The sequence below is a fragment of the Mangrovibacter phragmitis genome (genome assembly GCF_040429585.1).
Taxonomy (GTDB): Bacteria; Pseudomonadota; Gammaproteobacteria; order Enterobacterales; family Enterobacteriaceae; genus Mangrovibacter; species Mangrovibacter phragmitis.
In genome coordinates this window covers 772,094-791,809 of sequence record NZ_CP134782.1, presented here as the reverse complement: position 1 = coordinate 791,809, position 19,716 = coordinate 772,094, and the positions used below count along the sequence as shown (strand labels likewise).

Here is a 19,716-nt window from a genome sequence, read left to right as displayed (position 1 = left end):
AGAAAAATTTTGTCATTTAACAAAATTCGCCCTGACGATGTGGTTATCTGCAACTAACGTGCTGGCAGGAATCAGAGAGCAGGAAAACAGAGGAACTGAGCCAGCTAAAAACAGGCCCGGCGAAATGCTGCCGGGCCAGAACTCAGTGGAGAAAGCGGTGGTGTAGATTAGCTGTCCGTTTGCAGGGAAACAGGTGTATCGCCTTTGTACTGTGCGTCTGCTTCGGCAAAGCGTTTTGCCATTGCACTGGAAGGCGCTTTATCCAGCAGGCTGAACACCACTATCCCGACACTTGCAAAAATGAAGCCCGGAATAATTTCGTACAGATCAAGCCAGGCGTTCTGTTTCCAGACCACAACAGTAATAGCGCCAATAATCATCCCGGCCAGCGCGCCGTTACGCGTCATACGGTTCCACATGACAGAGAACAGAACCACCGGGCCAAATGCCGCGCCAAAACCAGCCCAGGCATAGCTCACCAGCCCCAACACGCGGTTTTGCGGGTTTGCCGCCAGTGCAATAGCTACCAACGCCACCACCAGCACCATCAACCGCCCTACCCAGACCAGTTCACGCTGCGAGGCGCCTTTACGCAGGAATGCTTTATACAAGTCTTCGGTAATCGCACTGGAACATACCAGTAACTGGCAACTTAATGTCGACATCACCGCAGCCAGAATGGCTGAGAGCAGCACCCCGGCAACCCAGGGGTTGAACAATATTTGCGTCAACGCAATGAAGATGCGCTCACCATTCTGGTTAACGTCCCCTGCCTGAGCCGGGTTGTTCTGGAAGTAAGCAATACCGAAGAAGCCAACCGCAACCGCACCAGCCAGGCACAGGATCATCCATGCCATACCAATACGGCGTGCTTTAACAATAGTGTGGTGTGAATCGGCAGCCATAAAACGCGCCAGAATATGCGGCTGTCCGAAATACCCAAGCCCCCAGCCCATCAACGAAATGATGGCAACAACATTCAGTCCTTTAAGCATATTGACGTTTTCGATGCTCTTCTGGCGAATCACTTCCAGTGAATCACTCAGGCCACCAACAGACGCCACCACAATCACCGGCGTAATGATCAATGCAAAGATCATCAGTGATGCCTGAACAGTGTCAGTCCAGCTTACTGCCAGGAAGCCCCCAATCAGGGTATAGAGAATAGTAGCGGCAGCTCCCGCCCACAGTGCGGTTTCATAGCTCATCCCAAAGGTACTTTCGAACAAGCGCGCACCAGCGACAATGCCGGAGGCACAATAGATGGTGAAAAACAGCAGAATGACCAGTGCAGAGATAATACGCAGTGTACGGCTGTTATCTTCAAAACGTGCGGTGAAATAGTCCGGTAAAGTCAAAGCGTTATTATTATGCTCGGTATGGACACGTAAACGCCCTGCCACCAGTTTCCAGTTAACCCAGGCACCAAGAATCAGGCCGATGGCAATCCAGCTTTCTGAAATTCCGGACAGGAAAATGGCCCCCGGTAACCCCATCAGCAGCCAGCCACTCATATCTGAAGCGCCGGCGGATAACGCGGTAACCAGGCTCCCCAGACTCCGGCCACCCAGAATGTAATCGTCGAAGTTTTTCGTCGAACGCCAGGCAATAAACCCTATCAACAGCATTGCGCCAATGTAGATAAGGAAAGTCACCAGCATTGGTGTACTCATAGACATTAAAGTTCTCCTGATTATTATGCCGGGTTATACCCCGGGTGGTTGCGCCGGAACGTGGTCGCAACCCTTGTTATCACTCTGCAACATTGTTAACGCAGCAGGCATTGTTGTGTTCACAAATGATTTAACACGGTGATTACAATTATTTCACCCCTGGCCAGGTACTTTTTTGCTACCTGGTTGCACTCGCTCACACTTTTACGAGTTGCACCTTACAAAACTGCTGTACAAAGCACATAAAACAGACTTCGAAGTAATTTTAAGCAATAAACATACCTGTTTTTTAGTTTTAACAAATTCACTTTTTTTAAGCTTGCAACCAAAGTCACATTTAACATGGTTGCACAAAGTTGCAACATGGAGGATATTGCCTGATAACTAACAATAACCGAACAATGCAAACACAGGAGTTGAGGGTATGGGAACCACCACTATGGGGGTGAAGCTGGACGAAGCAACCCGCGAACGCATCAAAACCGCTGCGTCACGTATTGATCGCACACCTCACTGGCTCATTAAGCAGGCAATTTTTAATTACCTTGAACGGCTGGAGAACAACGATGAGTTGCCTGAACTGCCGGCTTTACTGGCGGGCGCTGCGAACGAAAGCGAAGAGCCGTCCGCAAGTGGTGATGACCAGCATCAACCCTTCCTCGAATTTGCCGAGCAAATATTACCACAATCTGTGACGCGAGCCGCAATTACCGCAGCATGGCGGCGTCCGGAAACCGACGCCGTGCCAATGATTTTGGAACAGGCACGGTTATCTGGTGAACTTTCCGGCCAGGTACACAAGCTTGCCTGGCAGCTTGCAGATAAACTGCGCAACCAAAAGAGTGCAAGTGGGCGCGCCGGAATGGTGCAAAACCTGCTTCAGGAGTTCTCTCTTTCATCCCAGGAAGGCGTGGCATTAATGTGCCTTGCTGAAGCGTTGTTACGTATTCCGGACAAAGCCACTCGTGATGCGCTGATCCGCGATAAAATCAGCAATGGTAACTGGCATTCTCATTTGGGCCGCAGCCCGTCACTGTTTGTTAATGCCGCCACCTGGGGGTTACTGTTCACCGGCCGTCTGGTTGCCACGCATAACGAAGCGAATCTTTCCCACTCCCTTAACCGTATTATCAGTAAAAGTGGTGAGCCGCTGGTGCGTAAAGGTGTGGACATGGCGATGCGCCTGATGGGCGAACAGTTTGTTACCGGTGAAACTATTGCTGAAGCACTGGCCAATGCCCGTAAACTGGAAGAGAAAGGGTTCCGTTATTCCTATGACATGCTGGGTGAAGCCGCACTGACCGAAGCCGATGCGCAGGCCTATATGGTTTCCTACCAACAGGCGATTCATGCCATTGGTAAAGCTTCCAATGGCCGTGGTATTTATGAAGGCCCGGGGATTTCAATCAAACTGTCTGCCCTGCATCCGCGTTACAGCCGTGCACAGTATGACCGGATGATGGAAGAGCTGTACCCGCGTCTGAAGTCCCTCACCCTGCTGGCGCGCCAGTATGACATCGGCATTAATATTGACGCCGAAGAAGCAGACCGGCTGGAAATCTCACTCGATTTGCTGGAAAAGCTCTGTTTTGAACCGGAACTGGCTGGCTGGAATGGTATTGGTTTCGTTATTCAGGCCTACCAGAAACGCTGCCCGTTTGTTATTGACTACCTGATAGATCTGGCAACCCGCAGCCGTCGCCGCCTGATGATTCGTCTGGTAAAAGGCGCTTACTGGGACAGTGAAATTAAACGTGCACAGCTCGACGGGCTGGAAGGTTACCCGGTTTATACCCGCAAAGTGTACACCGATGTTTCTTACCTGGCCTGTGCCCGGAAGTTACTCTCTGTACCGAATCTGATTTATCCGCAGTTCGCAACTCACAACGCTCATACACTTTCAGCCATTTATCACCTGGCCGGGCAGAACTACTACCCGGGGCAATATGAGTTCCAGTGCCTGCACGGCATGGGTGAACCACTTTATGACCAGGTTGTGGGCAAAATTGCTGACGGCAAACTTAACCGCCCATGCCGTATTTATGCGCCCGTCGGCACCCATGAAACACTGCTGGCCTACCTGGTACGCCGCCTGCTGGAAAACGGAGCCAATACCTCCTTTGTTAACCGCATTGCCGATACCACACTGCCGATTGATGACCTGGTAGCCGACCCGGTAGAAGCTGTTGAGAAACTGGCACACCAGGAAGGTGTACCAGGCTTACCTCACCCTAAAATTCCCTTGCCGCGTGATCTCTATGGTAAAAACCGCCATAACTCGAACGGGCTGGACCTGGCAAATGAACACCGTCTGGCATCCCTCTCGTCTGCCCTGCTGAGCTCCGCAAATGAAAAATGGCGCGCACTGCCAGTTCTGGAAGGCGATGTAGCAGAAGGGGCGCTTCAGCCAGTAATTAACCCGGCAGAGCCTGCTGACATTGTAGGTTATGTGCGCGAAGCCAGCACAGAAGAAGTAGAGCAGGCACTGAATAACGCCGTCAATAATGCGCCTATCTGGTTTGCCACTCCACCTGCTGAGCGTGCGGCTATTCTCGAGCGTGCCGCAGTGCTGATGGAAGATCAGCTACAAACCCTGCTGGGGGTTCTGGTACGCGAAGCCGGTAAAACATTCGCCAACGCAATTGCTGAAGTGCGTGAAGCCGTGGATTTCCTGCGTTATTACGCAGACCAGGTGAAGCATGATTTCGATAATGAAACCCACCGTCCGTTAGGACCGGTAGTGTGTATCAGCCCGTGGAACTTCCCGCTGGCAATTTTTACCGGGCAAATCGCTGCTGCCCTGGCGGCTGGCAACAGTGTTCTGGCAAAACCCGCTGAGCAGACACCGCTGATTGCAGCCCAGGCCATTCAAATTCTGTTGCAGGCGGGTGTACCTGCCGGTGTGGTGCAGTTGTTGCCAGGCAGTGGTGAGCGCGTTGGCGCTCAGCTCACCGCAGATAACCGTGTTCGTGCAGTCATGTTTACGGGTTCAACCGAAGTCGCCAGCCTGTTGCAACGCAGCATTGCCACCCGGCTAGACCCTCAGGGCCGCCCGACGCCGCTGATCGCCGAAACCGGTGGACTGAATGCCATGATTGTTGACTCATCCGCCCTGACTGAACAGGTAGTGATGGATGTGGTTGCTTCTGCGTTTGACAGCGCAGGCCAGCGTTGTTCAGCTCTGCGTGTGCTGTGTGTGCAGGAAGATGTTGCCGAACACACGCTGACCATGCTCAAAGGTGCGATGGCAGAATGCCGTATGGGTAATCCGGGCCGCCTGACTACCGATATTGGGCCGGTGATTGATGCTGAAGCCAAAGCCAATATTGAACAACATATTCAGGCAATGCGCAGTAAAGGCCACACTGTTTACCAGGCGGTACGTCACAACAGCGATGACGCCCGTGAATGGCAAAGTGGCACATTTGTTCCACCGACACTGATTGAACTCAACAGTTTTGATGAGCTGCAACGCGAGATCTTCGGGCCAGTTCTGCATGTGGTGCGCTATAACCGAAATAACCTCAACAGCCTGATTGAGCAAATTAATGCCGCCGGTTATGGCCTGACATTAGGAGTGCACACCCGTATTGACGAAACGATTGCGCAGGTAACAGGATCTGCCCATGTCGGGAATATGTACGTCAACCGCAACATGGTGGGTGCAGTGGTGGGAGTTCAGCCATTTGGTGGCGAAGGGTTGTCTGGTACCGGGCCCAAAGCGGGTGGCCCGTTGTACCTGTACCGGCTGTTGTCTCACCGACCGGAAACTGCCGTACTGGCAACACTTTCGCGCAAGGACACGCAGCTGACTATCGAAGCAGGCAGCAAACCGGCTGTGCAGACGGTACATACTGTACTGGCTGAATGGGCGGCGAGCAGGCCTGAACTGGCGGCCCTCTGTGCGCAATTTGGTGAACAGGCCCAGAGTGGTACCCGTCGCCTGTTACCCGGGCCTACGGGTGAGCGCAATGCGTATTTGTTGCTGCCGCGGGATACCGTGTTATGTGTGGCAGATAATGAACAGGATGCACTGGTGCAACTGGCAGCGGTCACCAGTGTGGGTTGCCAGGTGTTGTGGCCGGATGATGCATTGCACCAGCAACTGGTAAAACAGTTGCCTAAAGAAGTTGCAGCGCATATCACTCTCACCCGTGCAGATACTCTGACAGATGCTCAGTATGATGCAGTAATTTTCCACGGTGACTCGGACCAACTACGTGACCTCTGTGTCACTGTTGCCAACCGTACCGGGGCGATTGTTTCGGTACAGGGTTTTGCCCGTGGGGAAACCAACATTCTGCTGGAACGCCTGTATGTGGAACGCTCACTAAGCGTCAATACTGCGGCGGCCGGGGGAAATGCCAGCCTGATGACTATTGGCTAACTGCGGGTTGTCCGTGAACCCTGAGCTGCAACGTGTTGTAGCCAGGGTGCAAAGTAACCAGCCAGCGTTTAAAACGAAAACGCCCTCAGAATTTGAGGGCGTTTTTATTTATCTGTTTTCACTCAGGCCGCACTTGCGCCTTTCAGGTTCAGGCTTTAGGTTCAGCTTCTTTCAGCTCACCCATCGCTTTGAGCTTTTTGGAAATATCACGGCGTTCTTTAGAGATTTCCGCATTTTTAATGATGTAGTCATCAACACGGTCTTCATAGTCGCTTTTCATGCTGGCAATAATGCCCTGAATAGCTTCAACACTCATACCCGGTTTGATGTAATCACTGAGGTTATCAAGCAACAAGACACGTTTTTGGTTGTCGCGGATTTTCTTCTCAACGTCCTGGATTTCACGTTGCAGCTTGTTTTTACGACGATTCAGACGCACAAACTCCAGCACATCCTGGAATGAAGGTTTGGTATTTTCCATTTTCACACCCCTAATAATTAAGTCTCGGATTCGTTAAGAACGACCGCCTTGCCTTTAAAATACTGACTGAGGCCGTCGATGACAATGCTTTTACGGGTTCACCCTCTTTAAGCCATCATAACCGCAAATAGTGCTGAATCGAAACAAGCTGCCACTATTTTACGACTGGTTGCGGGTTATTTGCGCAATGCTTTACAGATTAATTGCGACAGCAACTCCAGTTGGCGCGCCAGTTCCAGGTTTAGCCAGACATAACCATGAATCGATGTCTCCTGCAGTGCACCTGGTGATTGTTGCTGCATCAGCTCGCGCAGTTCGGCAATGATTTCCGTAAGACGTTCACTGTTGGCTTTGACCGGCAAAGGGTTGCCCTCATATAACGCCTGCGAAATCGAAGTGAGCGTGGTAAGGGTCAGTGCCTGAGTGTCACGCAACTTGCGTGAATTAATCATCAAAAAATGGCTTTCGCGGGAAGCCCAGTGAGCATTAGTTTGTAACTCCAGCGTGCAAATCATATTGCGGCTGATAGTCTGAATGGCTTCAAAAATACTTTTCTGTATATGGGTCTCTTTACTGGCGGGCGTTATCAGTGCGCGGAACTTCACTACATTATTCAGCATCTGGTTGAGGTGACGTTCGAGCCGGGGCCGCTCAACTAAGTTCGGCGAGACACTGGTCTGGTACAGTTTACTGAAAGTATGAATATATTCAGCCATCTGAATACGCCAGTGAATAAATGCCCGCTGCGGGTACAAACTGGTGAACAGCATCGCCAACAGCGAGCCAAAGATGACGTCGCCACTGCGCCACAGTGCAGTCGCCATATCTCCCGGAGGCGCCCCCACAACAACAGAAAGCGTAATGCCGATAAGCAGTGCCTGGTACGGCCTTTTCCCCAGGGCAAGATAACCACAAATAAACATCGCCATACCACACCACAAAAACATCAATGGCAGTGAGTACAGCTCCAGTTTCAGGGCTACCAGACCGAGTGTTGCGCCAAATATTGTGCCACCAATACGCTGAAATGCGCGCGGCACCACATTTCCCCAGAAAGAGATTGGCCCCATTACCACAACCAGCGTAATCAAAGGCCAGGTGCCTTCCGGGATATTCAGCATTCGAACCAGAATAAAAGCCAGCACAAAAGCGACAGCAATACGAATGCCGTGCACCAGGCGGTAGTGGCGGTAGATACGAATCTCAAATGGTGTTAATGACTTGTCGGGACGCACACCCGCTCTCCAGAATACAAAAAGCGCAATTGTACTCTCTTTTTCTCAATGCTCATCCCCATTGTTACAAACAGCAGCATATTTTTTGCAACCGAAATTAACCGCGCGGCGGGGTTTTGTAGTTAAAAAAAGGCAGATTTACGAACAAACAGTCAGTTGGGCCTTTCTGATAAAATTTTCACCCGGCAACAGTGTAATCACCGTTACCAGGTATTGGCCATTCAACGTTCTGCTGGCGCAGATTTACTCTTTACCGGGATATACATATCAATCATCCAGGTGCCCGTTTGAGAACCATCGCTCTGGTAAACTTCATAACAGGGTTTGGCATCCATTTGATAATGGTTGTCCTGTAAGAGTTGCGTAAAAAACCCCCGCCACGGTGTTTCGAAGTCATTATTTTCGACCTGAACGGAAGCCACAGCATAAGTCCCTCCGGCCAGCGCAGTACAAATTACGCCTTCACTTGCTGGTGGAACAACAAAATCAGCGTTCACGCGAATAAAAGTGGAACAACGCAATTTCTCTGGCGGGACCACATCAGGGTTATCGTAGTAAGCGGCAACCCATTCTTCCGGGTCGAGCTGCTGGGTACGCACCCACAGCATGAGTTGATCAAAACCTTGCTTTACCATGACATCCCAGGGGCCAACCAGATGAAAACCAGCAACATGGCGCACAGGCACATCACGAATCTGGTACATGCTACTCTCCTGTTAAACCCAATACACCTGCCACTGAGTTAAGCAAATGTTCAGCAAATCACCACCTGATGCGATGAAAACCATGAGGACCATCGCTTTTTAAAACAGAGAGGGATATTCGGGTTAACAAACTTTTTGGCTGAGACAATTTCAGACTGGAACAACCAGCAAGTTTATACAGACCTGCTGGTTGAATGTTGACAGGTTACAGTTTCAGGTGAACCCAGTCACTCAGGCGAGAAAACATGCCGCCTTTTTCTACTGAGTTAAGCGCCACCAGTGGCCACTGAGCCAGTACTTTATCTTTGTCGTATAACGTTATCTGGCCAATAGTTGAACCGGCCTGTAATGGCGCTTCAAGGGTTGGTTGAGTGACGCTATATTTTGCCTTGATGTTTTTCAGTTCATCTTTGGGTAATACCATCCAGTGATCCTGGTCCGTACCTACCTGTACTGATGATTTATCTCCGTACCAGACACGCTCATCACCCACTTTCTGGCCTTTGTGCATCACTTCCACAGTCTGGAAGTTCTGCTGACCCCATGTAAGCAGTTTCCGGGCCTGATCTTCACGCCCTTTGGCGCTGTCAGCCCCCATCACTACAGCAATCAGGCGCTGGTTACCATTAACGCTGGAGGCAATCAGGTTAAAACCAGCCCCCGAAGTATGCCCGGTTTTCAACCCATCGACATTCAGGGATTTATCCCACAGCAGGCCGTTACGGTTGTTTTGAGTAATGCCGTTCCAGCTCAGTGTTTTCACACTGTACATCTGGTAGAACGAAGGTTCACCGTGAATAATGGCGCGCGAAAGCACCGCCAGGTCATAGGCTGAACTGTGCTGACCGGGTGCGTCCAGGCCATGAACAGTTTCAAAGTGCGTGTCATTCAGGTGTAATTTCTGAACATACTGATTCATCAGCGAAACAAACTGAGGCTGGCCGCCTGCAACATAGTCGGCCAGTGCCACACATGCGTCATTGCCCGAATCAACAATCAGCCCGAGGCTTAACTGGTGGACAGACAGACGGTCGCCTGGTTTGAGGAACATCAGCGAAGAACCATCAAACACCGGGTTGCCTTTCGCCCAGGCATCTTTGCCCACGGTGACCATGTCATCAGCGGTAATCCGCTTACTGTCGATGGCCCTGTCGACGACATAACCCGTCATCAGTTTGGTCAGGCTGGCCGGATCACGTTGTTGATGCTCGTTGTGCGCAGTCAGCACCTGGCCTGTGGTGTAGTCCATTAACACCCATGAAGCCGCCTGAATAGCAGGCGGCGCTATCGGACCAGAGAACAAATCCGGTATCTGGGCCGTTGCCGCGGATGCCGTGCCGACGGACGTAGCCAGTAATGTGGCAATAGTTAATAAACGGAGCTTCAACGCAATTTCCTCATTCAACGTCAATTATTTCTCTCGCCGCTCTTTTTACGGAAACTGGCGTGTCGTTTCCTGTTGAAATTGCAAGAAAATGTGACAGCCGCAAATTTACTGCAGTGAAGGTGTAAATACGACTGTCACTATTCCCTGGTACAACCCGGCCATTTTCTCTGAAGCCCGAAACCCCGGCGTGGTAAATTCCATAACCGTTGGCCAGCACAACACTTGCAAACCCGATGACAGTACTACCGGCACCAGCGAGCTGCGTTGTGCAGTGTTTTGCCAAATGAAAGTTTCCCCATTTTGAACGGCTTCCCAGGTTTTGGTGACCGGATTCTGAACGTTGATGCGAAAATCAAGACGCCCCCGGTCTTCTTCCGGATTCAGACCAGCACTTGTATGATAAATAGAAAAAAGATCATTACTGATACCTGCCGGCCGTTGTTGCCCGGTAATGCGCATCTCAATGTTACTGCTGTGCCCGTTATAGCCGTCGTACAAACACATATTCAGGTGAGCACGCCCGGAGCTTAAACCACCAGGAGCAGGAACACCGGGCAGAGGGCGAATATTCAAGTCAACCTTAGGGTTATGGCTATTACTGTCCGGGAACAGAATATCCATTCGTTGTTCATCCGTGACATCGAAGGTAATCGGCCATTGCCACACATAATATTGGTTAGTAATCATTGAACGTACCCTTAACTGCAGGGTCGCCTGCCATATGCCACCCGATGGAATCTTCGCCATTTCTTCTGGCGAGATAGCATAATAAAAAGGGGCATACCCCACAGAGTAAAAAGGTGGTGTAAACGATATTTGGCCCCACGATGTATATGGTGAACTGGCATAGGTCATGCGCTTTCCCTGCATAGTCAGGGTGACTTGCTGCCCGGAATGCTTTTCTGTAAAACGCAGGCGAATATCGGTAAACACCCCCGCTGCTGTGCCGTTATCACAAGCCCCCCGGCTTTCATTACTGTTATCGAAGCAGTACATACGCGGTTGCTGGATTGAACCGGTATTCGCTGCCGGATCAGTGACTGAAATAATACCGTCACTGGTTGTAGACATAAAAAAGGGAGCAGAAGGACGGGCTGAAATATCAAAGCGTAATGACCGTGGTTGTGTATGGTCAGCCATAGGGAGTGTTTGAATAGCCTGAGCAGGTAAGGTAACAAAAGCCATTATGAAGAAAAAACCGGTTGTCCATTTCATACATTGCCTTCCTGAAATCCATTATTTGTCTCCAGCTCTGCCTGAGCTGCCGGGTGGCATACAACCTGCCCCAGATAGCGAATACTCTGTTGCTGTTCAGTTTTTGGCGCTGTGCACTGGTAGTACTTCATGCCGTCATGCACAAAGAACCTGGATAAGGCTTTGTTATTAGTAAATGAGAATCCCCCACCACCCAGTACGCTGTAATCCAGCATATTAGGGATGGTGAAACTGGAAATAGCATCACCCTGTGAATTAATCAACTGGCCAATATGCGTGTAGTGCTTCTCCACCCTTACAGTGCGGGTGACAACATGCCCTGGTGTAAGAAACACAGGCTCATGCCCGTGGTCACTTTCGAAAATGCTGTCGCTGTCTGTGTAATTCACATCGTTTTGCAAACCAAATTGCTCAGCCCGGAACCCCTGTAATGGCATAAAGCGTGTTGAATTCATCTCAGCGTTAAGCTTACCGCTATGCTTTGTTGTCAATTGCACACCCGCCAGCCCTTCTGACTCCCCATGTGCTTTGAGGAACACACCGGATGCAGGCGTACCATCGTGGTTTTTACCAAGACTAAACGCGTTTTTAGCCCATGCCAGCGTAGAATCGTGGCTTCCCGTTATGCCGTAGTAATGCTGTTGCTCTTTGCGGTTAAAGCTATCCGACGCCCCCAGAGACCAGGCGCCTTTTTGTGTGGTGCCCGATGCCAGAACAGAAGCCTGGGTATTATGGCGGTCTTGACCGGCCTGAAAGCTAACATTCTGTGTACTCTGCCCTTTCGGAAGGAAATCCACCCCGGCACGTACAGCGGCATCGCTCTGACCATAGCGGCTGTTTTGTACCTGGTTTGATAACCAGCGAGTATGGTTCTGGCCGTTAAAATAGAAACTGAGTGTCACCAAACCACCCGTATCTTTTTTTTCCTGAAACGTATTACTGCGGTACAGGTTAGCCGAGAGTGATGTATTGACCTGCCCCCAACGGAACCCCTTCGACAAATTTACCTGGCGTGACTGGCTATGATTACGGTTAAGTACACCATGCTCAAAGACAGTGAATGCCGTTTGATTACGGTTTTGGGTATAACTGGCACTCACGCCCCAACCAGCGAGCGATGTTGAAGCAGAAAACAGTGAAGAGTCACCGCAACCAAAAGCATAGTAATCCTGCGATGATGAACGGTAAGTACATTCTGGAGAGCGTGTGCGTGTATGGTACCAGGTCAATGAAACCCGATCCTGGTAACTTGCCTGGCTGACAGACTTACTTTCCCCGGACTGGCTGCGAAACCATGCATAGTTCGCGGTAGCATTCCCGGCAAGAGGACCAATAACTACAGGCGCCTGCCAGGCAAGCCCTGCCTCCAGCATCGCGTTGTTATCTATGCTTGCGGCACCTAACGTTGCTGTTGTATTGGCCGGTAAAGGGGTGGCTACACCTGCCTGGGCAACACTGACAGAATTTTTACTGACAGACCGCCCGGCCTGAATAAAATACTCCTGTGATACCTGCCCACCACCAATTTTAGTGAAAGCAACACGTTCATCATAAGCATGTTGATTATTAATATAGACAGCCAGACGCAATGGATAGCTACCGACAGGAAACAACCGCGTATTCAGCTCATGTGACCCTGCCTGTAAATAAAACGAGCCCAACAATTGCTCTTCCCGGTACACATCAACACGAGCGTCCTGAGTCAATAAAATCATCACCGGAGTGGCTAATGCGTTTTCACTGTCATCCCGGTAACCCTGCGAAGACCCGATCCGGATACCTTCAATAACATCCAATGGTAATCCGTAAAACTGGAAGCTTCCCCCTTTTGGGCTTCCCAAATCTTTACGATCCATGCGCCCAAACTGGACATAGTGACGTGGATTGAGGTCATGTCGGTAGTAAAAATCATTGATATTGCGGTGAGTATCATGCCCACCACGGTAGTCTGAAAGGCTGGCATCCCAGTCTAATGATAAATAACTATTGGCAAAAACCCCCAGTGCACCATTTCCGGCTAACGACATGTTTTGATAATTGTTCGTTTTTAAAAAGTTTATCCGTTGCTGGTGAATTAATGCTGACTGCGCATCTTCTGCAATCTGGTGGTAATTTCCTTGTGCTCGCTTTTCTGAGCGCACAGTTACCCAGGCCTGGCTGGTTTGTTCATCATAGCGCAAGCGAAATAATGGTGTGGCCGTTTCCGTTTCAGTCGCAGCCTGGTGGCGCCAGGCAACGCCATCAACAAGCTGTTGTTTCAGATGCTCTTTCTCAACATCAGATAATGAGAACTGCGCCAGCAGTTTTTCGGGATCCGTGAAGCGCAGCCTGTCATGGCTAATCATTACATTATGGATGCCCAAACTGGCCCCACCACTGCCCTTCACTTCAATTGCATTAGGTTGTTCCTGGAGCAATTCTTCAAAACCAGCCGGAACAGATGCCATTGCCGCATAAGAGCAGCATAGCCCCAGAAGGCCATAATAATGCGTATTTTTCACCGATGAATACCCTTTCATGCAGCTATAAATATTCTTGCGGCATGAGAACCATGCCGCGTTGTGTCTCAAAACAGGAGGGTATCAGTCTGCGGACAGCGTCAGGTACATGCTGACCAGACCGTTATAGTGGCCGCTCGTCAATGAGCCTGAGGATGCCTGTGAAATAACTAATGGCAGAGGCATCGACCCAGTACTGCTGTCTCCGCCAGGATATAAATCGGTCGTATTAAATACGGTGTCGGATGTAGACAGTGTTTTGTTCCCAAGGGTGACAGACAGAGGAACAGATGCATTACTTTCCGCTGCCGTTAGTTCCGGGCTGGCAACCAGACGCACAATGACATTACTTTCCGGGGCATTACTGAATAACCTGGTTTGTAATGTATGAGGCGATAAACCCAGCCCAGGCATATGTTGCATTGCTACGGTGGTTGGTAATGCGCTTCCATCAGCCAGCGTCATTTCAAGGTTGGCATCTACCGCAGCCGTTACCGTAATGTCTTTTTGTAAAGCGCTGGCACTAAATGCAACCGCCAGCGTGCATGCTAAAGAGGTGACTAAAAGCTTTTTCATTTCTTGATTTCCTTATGGGTTAATTATTTAACAAAGACAACTTCTTTTTTATTTATCCAGTCATAGACTGTGAATTTTGTTTTATTTCCTGTGACCACATCATTTTCTATAACCCATTGCTGGTCAGGGTAGAGAGTGCGTTTTACTTCATGAGACTGGCATTTCGTTAATTCACTGTTACAGCTTTCAATTTTACGAAAAATAATTCGCTGAGTACCTTTATTGCTAATTCTCTTTAAGGGCCGGTTAAAATCAAAAGCAATGCTGGGTTGACGAGGTGGCACATTAACCACAACGCCCCAAATAATGTTCATACCAAAGCCAGCTGACAGAGCATGACTGCTTGCCAGAGGAAAGCCCTCCGCTGAAACGGATTCAACCATCACGCGATACACAGTTTCTTTTTCCGGTGGTTTCATGCTGATCAACCGGAGCGTACGTTGACTATTTGCAGGGATAATTAGTTTCTGAGGCGTCAACATTAGCCCGCTATTATCCCAAATAACTGCATCCTGCTCATATTCACTCGCAGTTGCAGGGGACATGACTTGTTTAAGTGATGCACGAATATAAGCTGTATCACTCCCTGTTGATCTGACTTTAATAATGGCATTCCCTTTAGCATCGAGTTCAGCACGCATTGGCTCAACCTGGATACTTGCGCTTGAGGCCATACTAAATAAACACCCCAGCACAATCAACAGACTATATTCAACCTTTTTCACTACCAACCTCTCTGAATCATTATCCTTATAATTTAATAACGACCATGCACAACCAAACCCCAAACACTCATTACCAAAAAACATAAACAAGAGATAATAAAAAACATAAATAAAAATTATTTTCACCGGAAATTATAGCCACCAAAAACATTCAATCCATTTATTTTTCGCGTGAAAATTCTCATTAGTTACACCAAACGAAAATAATTAACAAGTTAATTAAATGTTTGTCTTTTTATTTATTAATGGAGTAAAGAAAATGGCAATTGCGTGCCATTATTCTGAACAACACCTCCTGAAGCAACTTCCCCACCAGATAAGGGTGGTGATTACATGCCGAACTCGCCATAATTACTGGTTAATTGTATTGACCGAAGATGGACACTACCTGCAATGACTGACGCCGCTCAACCAACCTTCCTGTTTCATGATTATGAGAATAAATAGATAACTGATTAATAAAATTAAGTTATTTTTTTAAATAATTCATTTCATGTACTTATTCTTGTACTCAATATTTAATATTTCCCATTTGACTAATAGTGTATGAATGTACAATACTGTATGCATAATCAGTAATATTTCGGAGATGTTATGTTCGTAGAACTCATTTATGACAAGCGGAATGTTGCAGGACTGCCGGGCGCAAAAGATATAATTCTGTGTGAGTTAACAAAGCGAGTGCATCGGATTTTCCCTGACGCCGATGTGAGAGTTAAACCAATGCAGGCGAACGCGCTTAACAGCGACTGTTCGAAAACTGAGAAGGAGCGGCTAAACCGCATGCTGGAAGAAATGTTTGAAGAGGCTGATATGTGGCTTACAGCCGATCAGTAATCTATGCAGTATTTTGCCCGTGTCGCCACGGGCCTTTTTAACAGTTTGAGGCTGGAAATTTCTTATAAAGGGTCGACACGCCAACGTCAAAAATCAACGCGACTGTCTTACGCGACTCCCCGGCCGCGATAAGTCGCCCGGCCTGTTCCCATTGTGCCGGTGATAGTTTTGGCCGCCGACCACCTATCCGCCCTTCTTCTCTCGCAGCTGCGAGCCCGGCGCGGGTACGTTCGACAATCAATTCGCGCTCCATTTCAGCCAGGGCGCCCATGACATGAAAGAAAAACCGCCCCATAGGTGTTGAGGTGTCGATACTGTCGGTAAGGCTGCGGAAGTTAACGCCGCGCTGGCGCAAGTCTTCGATCAGCACAACAAGATGCCGCATACTGCGACCGAGCCGATCCAGCTTCCAAACCACCAGCGTATCGCCCTCCGATAGCATCCGGAGCAGCTTTTTCAACCCAGGCCTGTCTGATGTCTTTCCGCTCATTTTATCTTCAAAAATCAGCTCACATCCTGCGCACTCAAGCGCATTTCGTTGTAATGCCGTGTTCTGGTCATTTGTTGACACCCTCACATACCCTATCAGCACAAGTCTTTCTCCCGGCAAAAGCCGAAAGCATGCCAAAACATGGGGAAATGGTCATTCTCTAAAACCTTGGTTTGGGAGATATCGCCCTGGCAGGGGTGGGGACGGGATTATTGGGAGGTCAGAGCAGCAATGGATACTGGAAATTTCCCGGGATAATTGATGGTGAGAGAAAGGAGCTGATTTTGCAGTGGTACACAGCGATAGCAACACAGGCTGGGTCCATCACTGTAAATTTCCCAATCCCGTTTCCAAATACTTTTCTTGCCGATGCAGTATTACCTGGTGGTTCTGGTATGGCTTTAGTGAATGGTGGAAATGTGTCTCAGGTCAGCCGGCAGCTTTACTGCAATAACCCAATGAGTGTCGCTGTAATAACGATAGGATATTAATATGTATCTCTTTTCCAAAACAACACTGGGCTTTTATCCCGTAGCTGATAAACAGGCTTACATTAATGCGGGTACACTTCCTGATGATGTGATTGAGGTTGATGACAATGTGAGGGACACATACAACGCTCAGGCACCACTGGGTAAAAAGCTGGATGTTGACAGCGATGGAATGCCTGTGTGGGTCGACCTTCCAGCTCCCACTGCCAGTGAGCTTATTGCCCAGGCTAAGATAAAGCAGGAATCGTTACTGACCTCAGCGAAAAACACCATATCCGTATGGCAGTCTGAGCTACTGCTTGGCATCATCAGTGATGCGGACAAGGCAACACTAACAGCCTGGATTCCCTATATCAAAGAACTCCAGGCGCTGGACTTCAGCTCAATAACAGATGAAGCCAGCTATGACGCATTCGCCTGGCCTGATGCCCCTGAATCTTTAAGTTAATCTGATACCCCCGGCACTGCAGGCCATGTAACCGGCAATGATGTCGTATCTATAGCCTGCAGTTGTTTGATGTAGGCTATCCAGTTTGTCAGTAACGATTTATCGGAATCACTGATAGTGCCGAGGAGTAACTCTGATTGCCAGAGACTGATTGTTGACTGAGCTGATTCGAGTAATGCTGTTTTCGTTGTTGTAGCTGCAGCAATCTCAGCGCTCGTTTTTGCACTCTGTCCCGCAGCAGTCAATTCCCAGGAAAGAGAAGTATCATTAAACGTATATTCAAAACCGTCTGTTGGTTTTGCGTAAACAATTCCAGAAGCAACAGCATCACCAATATTTGCAGTAACAGAATCATTTAGCTCTATTACAGTGTTACTTTCGAATACATTTCCGGTTCCATCCCACTGGACAATATTAGTTACCCGTCCATTAACAACAATTGCATACTTAGCCATGACTTATCGCTCCCACTCAATAATCACAACGCCATCACCACCAGCACCTCCAGCATTACCAGAATAACCGCCAGCACCACCCCCACCATAAATTCCGGCACCGCCAGCTGCGGCACGCTTAACACCTCCCACGCCTAACAAGTTTCCTCCACCACCCCCAGGAACATTATTAAAGGCATCTTCACCTGCAACCGATCCAACTCCACCAGGCAAGCCAGCCGAATTACCTCCTGCGCCTGATATCCCAGGGTTGCCCCCACCACCTCCAGCCAGAGAAAAAAGACTGCCTACTGAAGTAGCTCCGCCTGAATAACCTGCAATCCCAACCGCGCCGCCAGCACCACCAGAACCGATGACAACACTCAGCACCGTCCCGGGAGTTACTGAAAAATGTTGCCTGTAAATACTGGCACCACCTCCGCCACCAGAACCACTATATGAACTTGAATAACCGCCCCCACCGCCGCCACCTGCACCGGATGCTGATATGTATAAGTCGTAGATATTGTCTGGAACTGTGAAACTGGTACTGGTTGTTATCGTTTGTATTCCATGGCTTCCTCCCAACCCAAGGTTTGCGAGAGCGGTCGGTATTGATGCAAGGTCGGACAGATTATTATTAATTTGAAGCGACAATGCTAATTGAGCCAACGCATTAAAACTACCAGCGGTAAACGTATTTATAACCAGATCGTTAGCTGACCAGATTCTCGCGGCGGTACCTTCCTGAGCCCGTGTAATCGTGAATGTATCACCTGATACCGCTGTTACGTGGACAACCTCAAGTAAAGTTCCTGTTGCAGCATCAATCAGGGATAATTTAAAATATGAAGTACCTGAAACGGGAGTTGGGAATAAAGCACCAGTACCGGAAGCAACAGTAAGTGACGTGGCGCTTGCGCTAATTCCAGCAGCGAGAACGGTAGAGGCGTTGTTAGACGCCAGCAATGTTAAGGCCATCAGACCTCCTGATGAATTTATTTGAATTTAACTGGGTGGAACATGAAAAAAGTTAACAAATACATTTTATTTATTCTTTTCTTATCAATACCTCTAAAGTCTCTGGCTATAGAAATTAGTGACTCAGTAACAAAAAAATGTACGATATACGCAACAAAAGAAGAGAATTCATATGAAAAAGAATACAATTCTCTAGTAAAAGAAAGTAAAGGTATGAGTAATTTTGATCCAGAAAAGAAATTATATAATATAAACGTACTATCTCTTGCGTGCCAAAATGGATTTGCGGCATCAAAGAAAGGTCTTGATAAAAAAGATTTCTCTGAATATATCACCTATGAAATATATACAAAATCAGGAATCTCTGAGGCTGAATATTCCTGGATTAAACCTATGCTTATAAAAATGGTTAACTATGGTTATTCGTTAGACTATGGAATATTAAATTAACCAACAATATTCACGGAAACCGGAGAGTAAAACGGCATATTGAGCAGCCCGCTGTCGAATGTTTCCTTGAAAATTTGCGCGTAGTCAAACTTGGAACTTTGCACCAGAGCAGTATTTACAGCCCCAAACGCCATAGAGCCATAGGGCATCGCGCCGAACTTTGCGCTTCCGGTGATGGATCTGTATCCTTTGAATATGGTGATTGACGCGCCTGATGATGAGAAAAGTACGCTGACATTCCAGTGTTCATCATTAGTCACATCAACGCCATTTTCTCCCAGGAGAAATCGCATCACACGCCGTTTTATCCATGGAATGGTAAAGTGAAATCCGTCTCTCTTGTAGTAGTTCCACGTCATGATCCTTTTAAACAGATCATCAGAAGTTACTATCTGCTGGGTTGTTGTAGTTTTCTTTACTTCTCCATATGGAACAGGACTGGAAAACACCATAGTTCCATAAGGACCGGTTGTGGTGGTTTTTGATGAAACCAGAATGGGGGGATTCTGCCCGTAAATCCCCTTAGCTATCCACTTAAGCTGATCACCAGAATTATACGTACCGATAAATATTGGCAGGTTAGCATTCACCATCCACTGGTAAATTTCATTTGCCAGCGTGTTATAGACAGTAAAAAATGCCCTGATATTGTCGTCATCGTTATATTGCTGATAAAGATAGGCTTTAATGATTTCCGACAGCAT

The 19,716-nt window shown here is 48.5% G+C and carries 17 protein-coding genes; 4 read left to right on the top strand and 13 right to left on the bottom strand.

Annotated elements, in window-relative coordinates; translation table 11 throughout:
• Positions 1–167: 167 nt before the first annotated feature.
• Positions 168–1,679 (bottom strand): sodium/proline symporter PutP, encoded by a 1,512-nt coding sequence (gene putP, locus MPHASIOC01_RS03705; protein ID WP_064600196.1) that lies wholly within the window; start codon positions 1,677–1,679, stop codon positions 168–170.
• 418 nt (positions 1,680–2,097) lie between these two features.
• Between putP and putA the strand changes: the two genes are divergently transcribed.
• On the top strand, positions 2,098–6,060 hold the full coding sequence (gene putA / locus MPHASIOC01_RS03700; RefSeq protein WP_353613980.1) for a trifunctional transcriptional regulator/proline dehydrogenase/L-glutamate gamma-semialdehyde dehydrogenase: 3,963 nt from the start codon (positions 2,098–2,100) through the stop codon (positions 6,058–6,060).
• Positions 6,061–6,208: 148 nt separating this feature from the next.
• On the opposite strand, the gene MPHASIOC01_RS03695 is transcribed toward putA, so the two are convergent.
• The 8 genes from MPHASIOC01_RS03695 to MPHASIOC01_RS03660 all read right to left on the bottom strand — a co-directional run bounded on the left by MPHASIOC01_RS03695 (position 6,209) and on the right by MPHASIOC01_RS03660 (position 15,007).
• Complete coding sequence (locus MPHASIOC01_RS03695) at positions 6,209–6,541, bottom strand: DUF496 family protein (protein WP_064600188.1); 333 nt, start codon at positions 6,539–6,541, stop codon at positions 6,209–6,211.
• Between the two features lie 176 nt (positions 6,542–6,717).
• Positions 6,718–7,776 carry an FUSC family protein gene (locus MPHASIOC01_RS03690; RefSeq protein ID WP_064600184.1) on the bottom strand — a complete coding sequence of 353 codons (1,059 nt, stop codon included), beginning with the start codon at positions 7,774–7,776 and terminating at the stop codon, positions 6,718–6,720.
• 221 nt (positions 7,777–7,997) lie between these two features.
• A complete protein-coding gene (gene sbmC / locus MPHASIOC01_RS03685) occupies positions 7,998–8,480 on the bottom strand; it encodes a DNA gyrase inhibitor SbmC (protein ID WP_064600178.1) in 483 nt (160 codons plus the stop codon).
• A gap of 205 nt (positions 8,481–8,685) precedes the next feature.
• Complete coding sequence (gene dacD / locus MPHASIOC01_RS03680) at positions 8,686–9,867, bottom strand: serine-type D-Ala-D-Ala carboxypeptidase DacD (RefSeq protein WP_353613979.1); 1,182 nt, start codon at positions 9,865–9,867, stop codon at positions 8,686–8,688.
• Between the two features lie 105 nt (positions 9,868–9,972).
• Entirely contained in the window at positions 9,973–11,082 is a 1,110-nt protein-coding gene (locus MPHASIOC01_RS03675) for a CfaE/CblD family pilus tip adhesin (protein WP_064600173.1), read from the bottom strand.
• Positions 11,079–13,583: a TcfC E-set like domain-containing protein gene (locus MPHASIOC01_RS03670; protein WP_353613978.1), complete on the bottom strand. Its 2,505-nt coding sequence runs from the start codon at positions 13,581–13,583 to the stop codon at positions 11,079–11,081. Before MPHASIOC01_RS03670 ends, MPHASIOC01_RS03675 begins: the two co-directional genes overlap by 4 nt.
• Before the next feature lie 81 nt (positions 13,584–13,664).
• On the bottom strand, positions 13,665–14,156 hold the full coding sequence (locus MPHASIOC01_RS03665) for a CS1 type fimbrial major subunit (RefSeq protein WP_353613977.1): 492 nt from the start codon (positions 14,154–14,156) through the stop codon (positions 13,665–13,667).
• 23 nt (positions 14,157–14,179) lie between these two features.
• Positions 14,180–15,007: a hypothetical protein gene (locus tag MPHASIOC01_RS03660; RefSeq protein ID WP_353613976.1), complete on the bottom strand. Its 828-nt coding sequence runs from the start codon at positions 15,005–15,007 to the stop codon at positions 14,180–14,182.
• A gap of 468 nt (positions 15,008–15,475) precedes the next feature.
• Here MPHASIOC01_RS03660 and MPHASIOC01_RS03655 point away from each other — a divergent pair, with 468 nt between their 5' ends.
• On the top strand, positions 15,476–15,718 hold the full coding sequence (locus MPHASIOC01_RS03655; protein WP_353613975.1) for a DinI family protein: 243 nt from the start codon (positions 15,476–15,478) through the stop codon (positions 15,716–15,718).
• 37 nt (positions 15,719–15,755) lie between these two features.
• On the opposite strand, the gene MPHASIOC01_RS03650 is transcribed toward MPHASIOC01_RS03655, so the two are convergent.
• Positions 15,756–16,310, bottom strand: coding sequence for a recombinase family protein (locus MPHASIOC01_RS03650; RefSeq protein ID WP_353613974.1), 555 nt, complete (start codon positions 16,308–16,310; stop codon positions 15,756–15,758).
• Positions 16,311–16,700: 390 nt separating this feature from the next.
• Between MPHASIOC01_RS03650 and MPHASIOC01_RS03645 the strand changes: the two genes are divergently transcribed.
• Positions 16,701–17,147, top strand: a complete 447-nt coding sequence (locus MPHASIOC01_RS03645; RefSeq protein ID WP_353613973.1) for a tail fiber assembly protein — start codon at positions 16,701–16,703, stop codon at positions 17,145–17,147.
• Here the strand turns inward: MPHASIOC01_RS03645 and MPHASIOC01_RS03640 are convergent.
• Both MPHASIOC01_RS03640 and MPHASIOC01_RS03635 read right to left on the bottom strand, forming a co-directional pair.
• Positions 17,144–17,602, bottom strand: coding sequence for a tail fiber assembly protein (locus tag MPHASIOC01_RS03640; protein ID WP_353613972.1), 459 nt, complete (start codon positions 17,600–17,602; stop codon positions 17,144–17,146). The genes MPHASIOC01_RS03645 and MPHASIOC01_RS03640 overlap by 4 nt on opposite strands.
• Positions 17,603–17,605: 3 nt before the next feature.
• On the bottom strand, positions 17,606–18,550 hold the full coding sequence (locus MPHASIOC01_RS03635; RefSeq protein WP_353613971.1) for a hypothetical protein: 945 nt from the start codon (positions 18,548–18,550) through the stop codon (positions 17,606–17,608).
• A 54-nt stretch (positions 18,551–18,604) separates the two neighbouring features.
• On the opposite strand from MPHASIOC01_RS03635, the gene MPHASIOC01_RS03630 reads away from it, so the two are divergent.
• Positions 18,605–19,012, top strand: coding sequence for a hypothetical protein (locus MPHASIOC01_RS03630; RefSeq protein ID WP_353613970.1), 408 nt, complete (start codon positions 18,605–18,607; stop codon positions 19,010–19,012).
• Here the strand turns inward: MPHASIOC01_RS03630 and MPHASIOC01_RS03625 are convergent.
• Complete coding sequence (locus MPHASIOC01_RS03625) at positions 19,009–19,716, bottom strand: hypothetical protein (protein WP_353613969.1); 708 nt, start codon at positions 19,714–19,716, stop codon at positions 19,009–19,011. The genes MPHASIOC01_RS03630 and MPHASIOC01_RS03625 overlap by 4 nt on opposite strands.

Bases quoted from the DNA above. Each gene is read 5' to 3' on its own strand.
- MPHASIOC01_RS03630 (WP_353613970.1), top strand. From the start codon at position 18,605: ATGAAAAAAGTTAACAAATACATTTTATTTATTCTTTTCTTATCAATA.
- MPHASIOC01_RS03640 (WP_353613972.1), bottom strand. From the start codon at position 17,602: ATGGCTAAGTATGCAATTGTTGTTAATGGACGGGTAACTAATATTGTC.
- MPHASIOC01_RS03655 (WP_353613975.1), top strand. From the start codon at position 15,476: ATGTTCGTAGAACTCATTTATGACAAGCGGAATGTTGCAGGACTGCCG.
- MPHASIOC01_RS03645 (WP_353613973.1), top strand. From the start codon at position 16,701: ATGTATCTCTTTTCCAAAACAACACTGGGCTTTTATCCCGTAGCTGAT.
- putP (WP_064600196.1), bottom strand. From the start codon at position 1,679: ATGTCTATGAGTACACCAATGCTGGTGACTTTCCTTATCTACATTGGC.
- MPHASIOC01_RS03625 (WP_353613969.1), bottom strand. From the start codon at position 19,716: ATGCTGTCGGAAATCATTAAAGCCTATCTTTATCAGCAATATAACGAT.
- sbmC (WP_064600178.1), bottom strand. From the start codon at position 8,480: ATGTACCAGATTCGTGATGTGCCTGTGCGCCATGTTGCTGGTTTTCAT.
- MPHASIOC01_RS03665 (WP_353613977.1), bottom strand. From the start codon at position 14,156: ATGAAAAAGCTTTTAGTCACCTCTTTAGCATGCACGCTGGCGGTTGCA.
- MPHASIOC01_RS03695 (WP_064600188.1), bottom strand. From the start codon at position 6,541: ATGGAAAATACCAAACCTTCATTCCAGGATGTGCTGGAGTTTGTGCGT.
- MPHASIOC01_RS03675 (WP_064600173.1), bottom strand. From the start codon at position 11,082: ATGAAATGGACAACCGGTTTTTTCTTCATAATGGCTTTTGTTACCTTA.
- putA (WP_353613980.1), top strand. From the start codon at position 2,098: ATGGGAACCACCACTATGGGGGTGAAGCTGGACGAAGCAACCCGCGAA.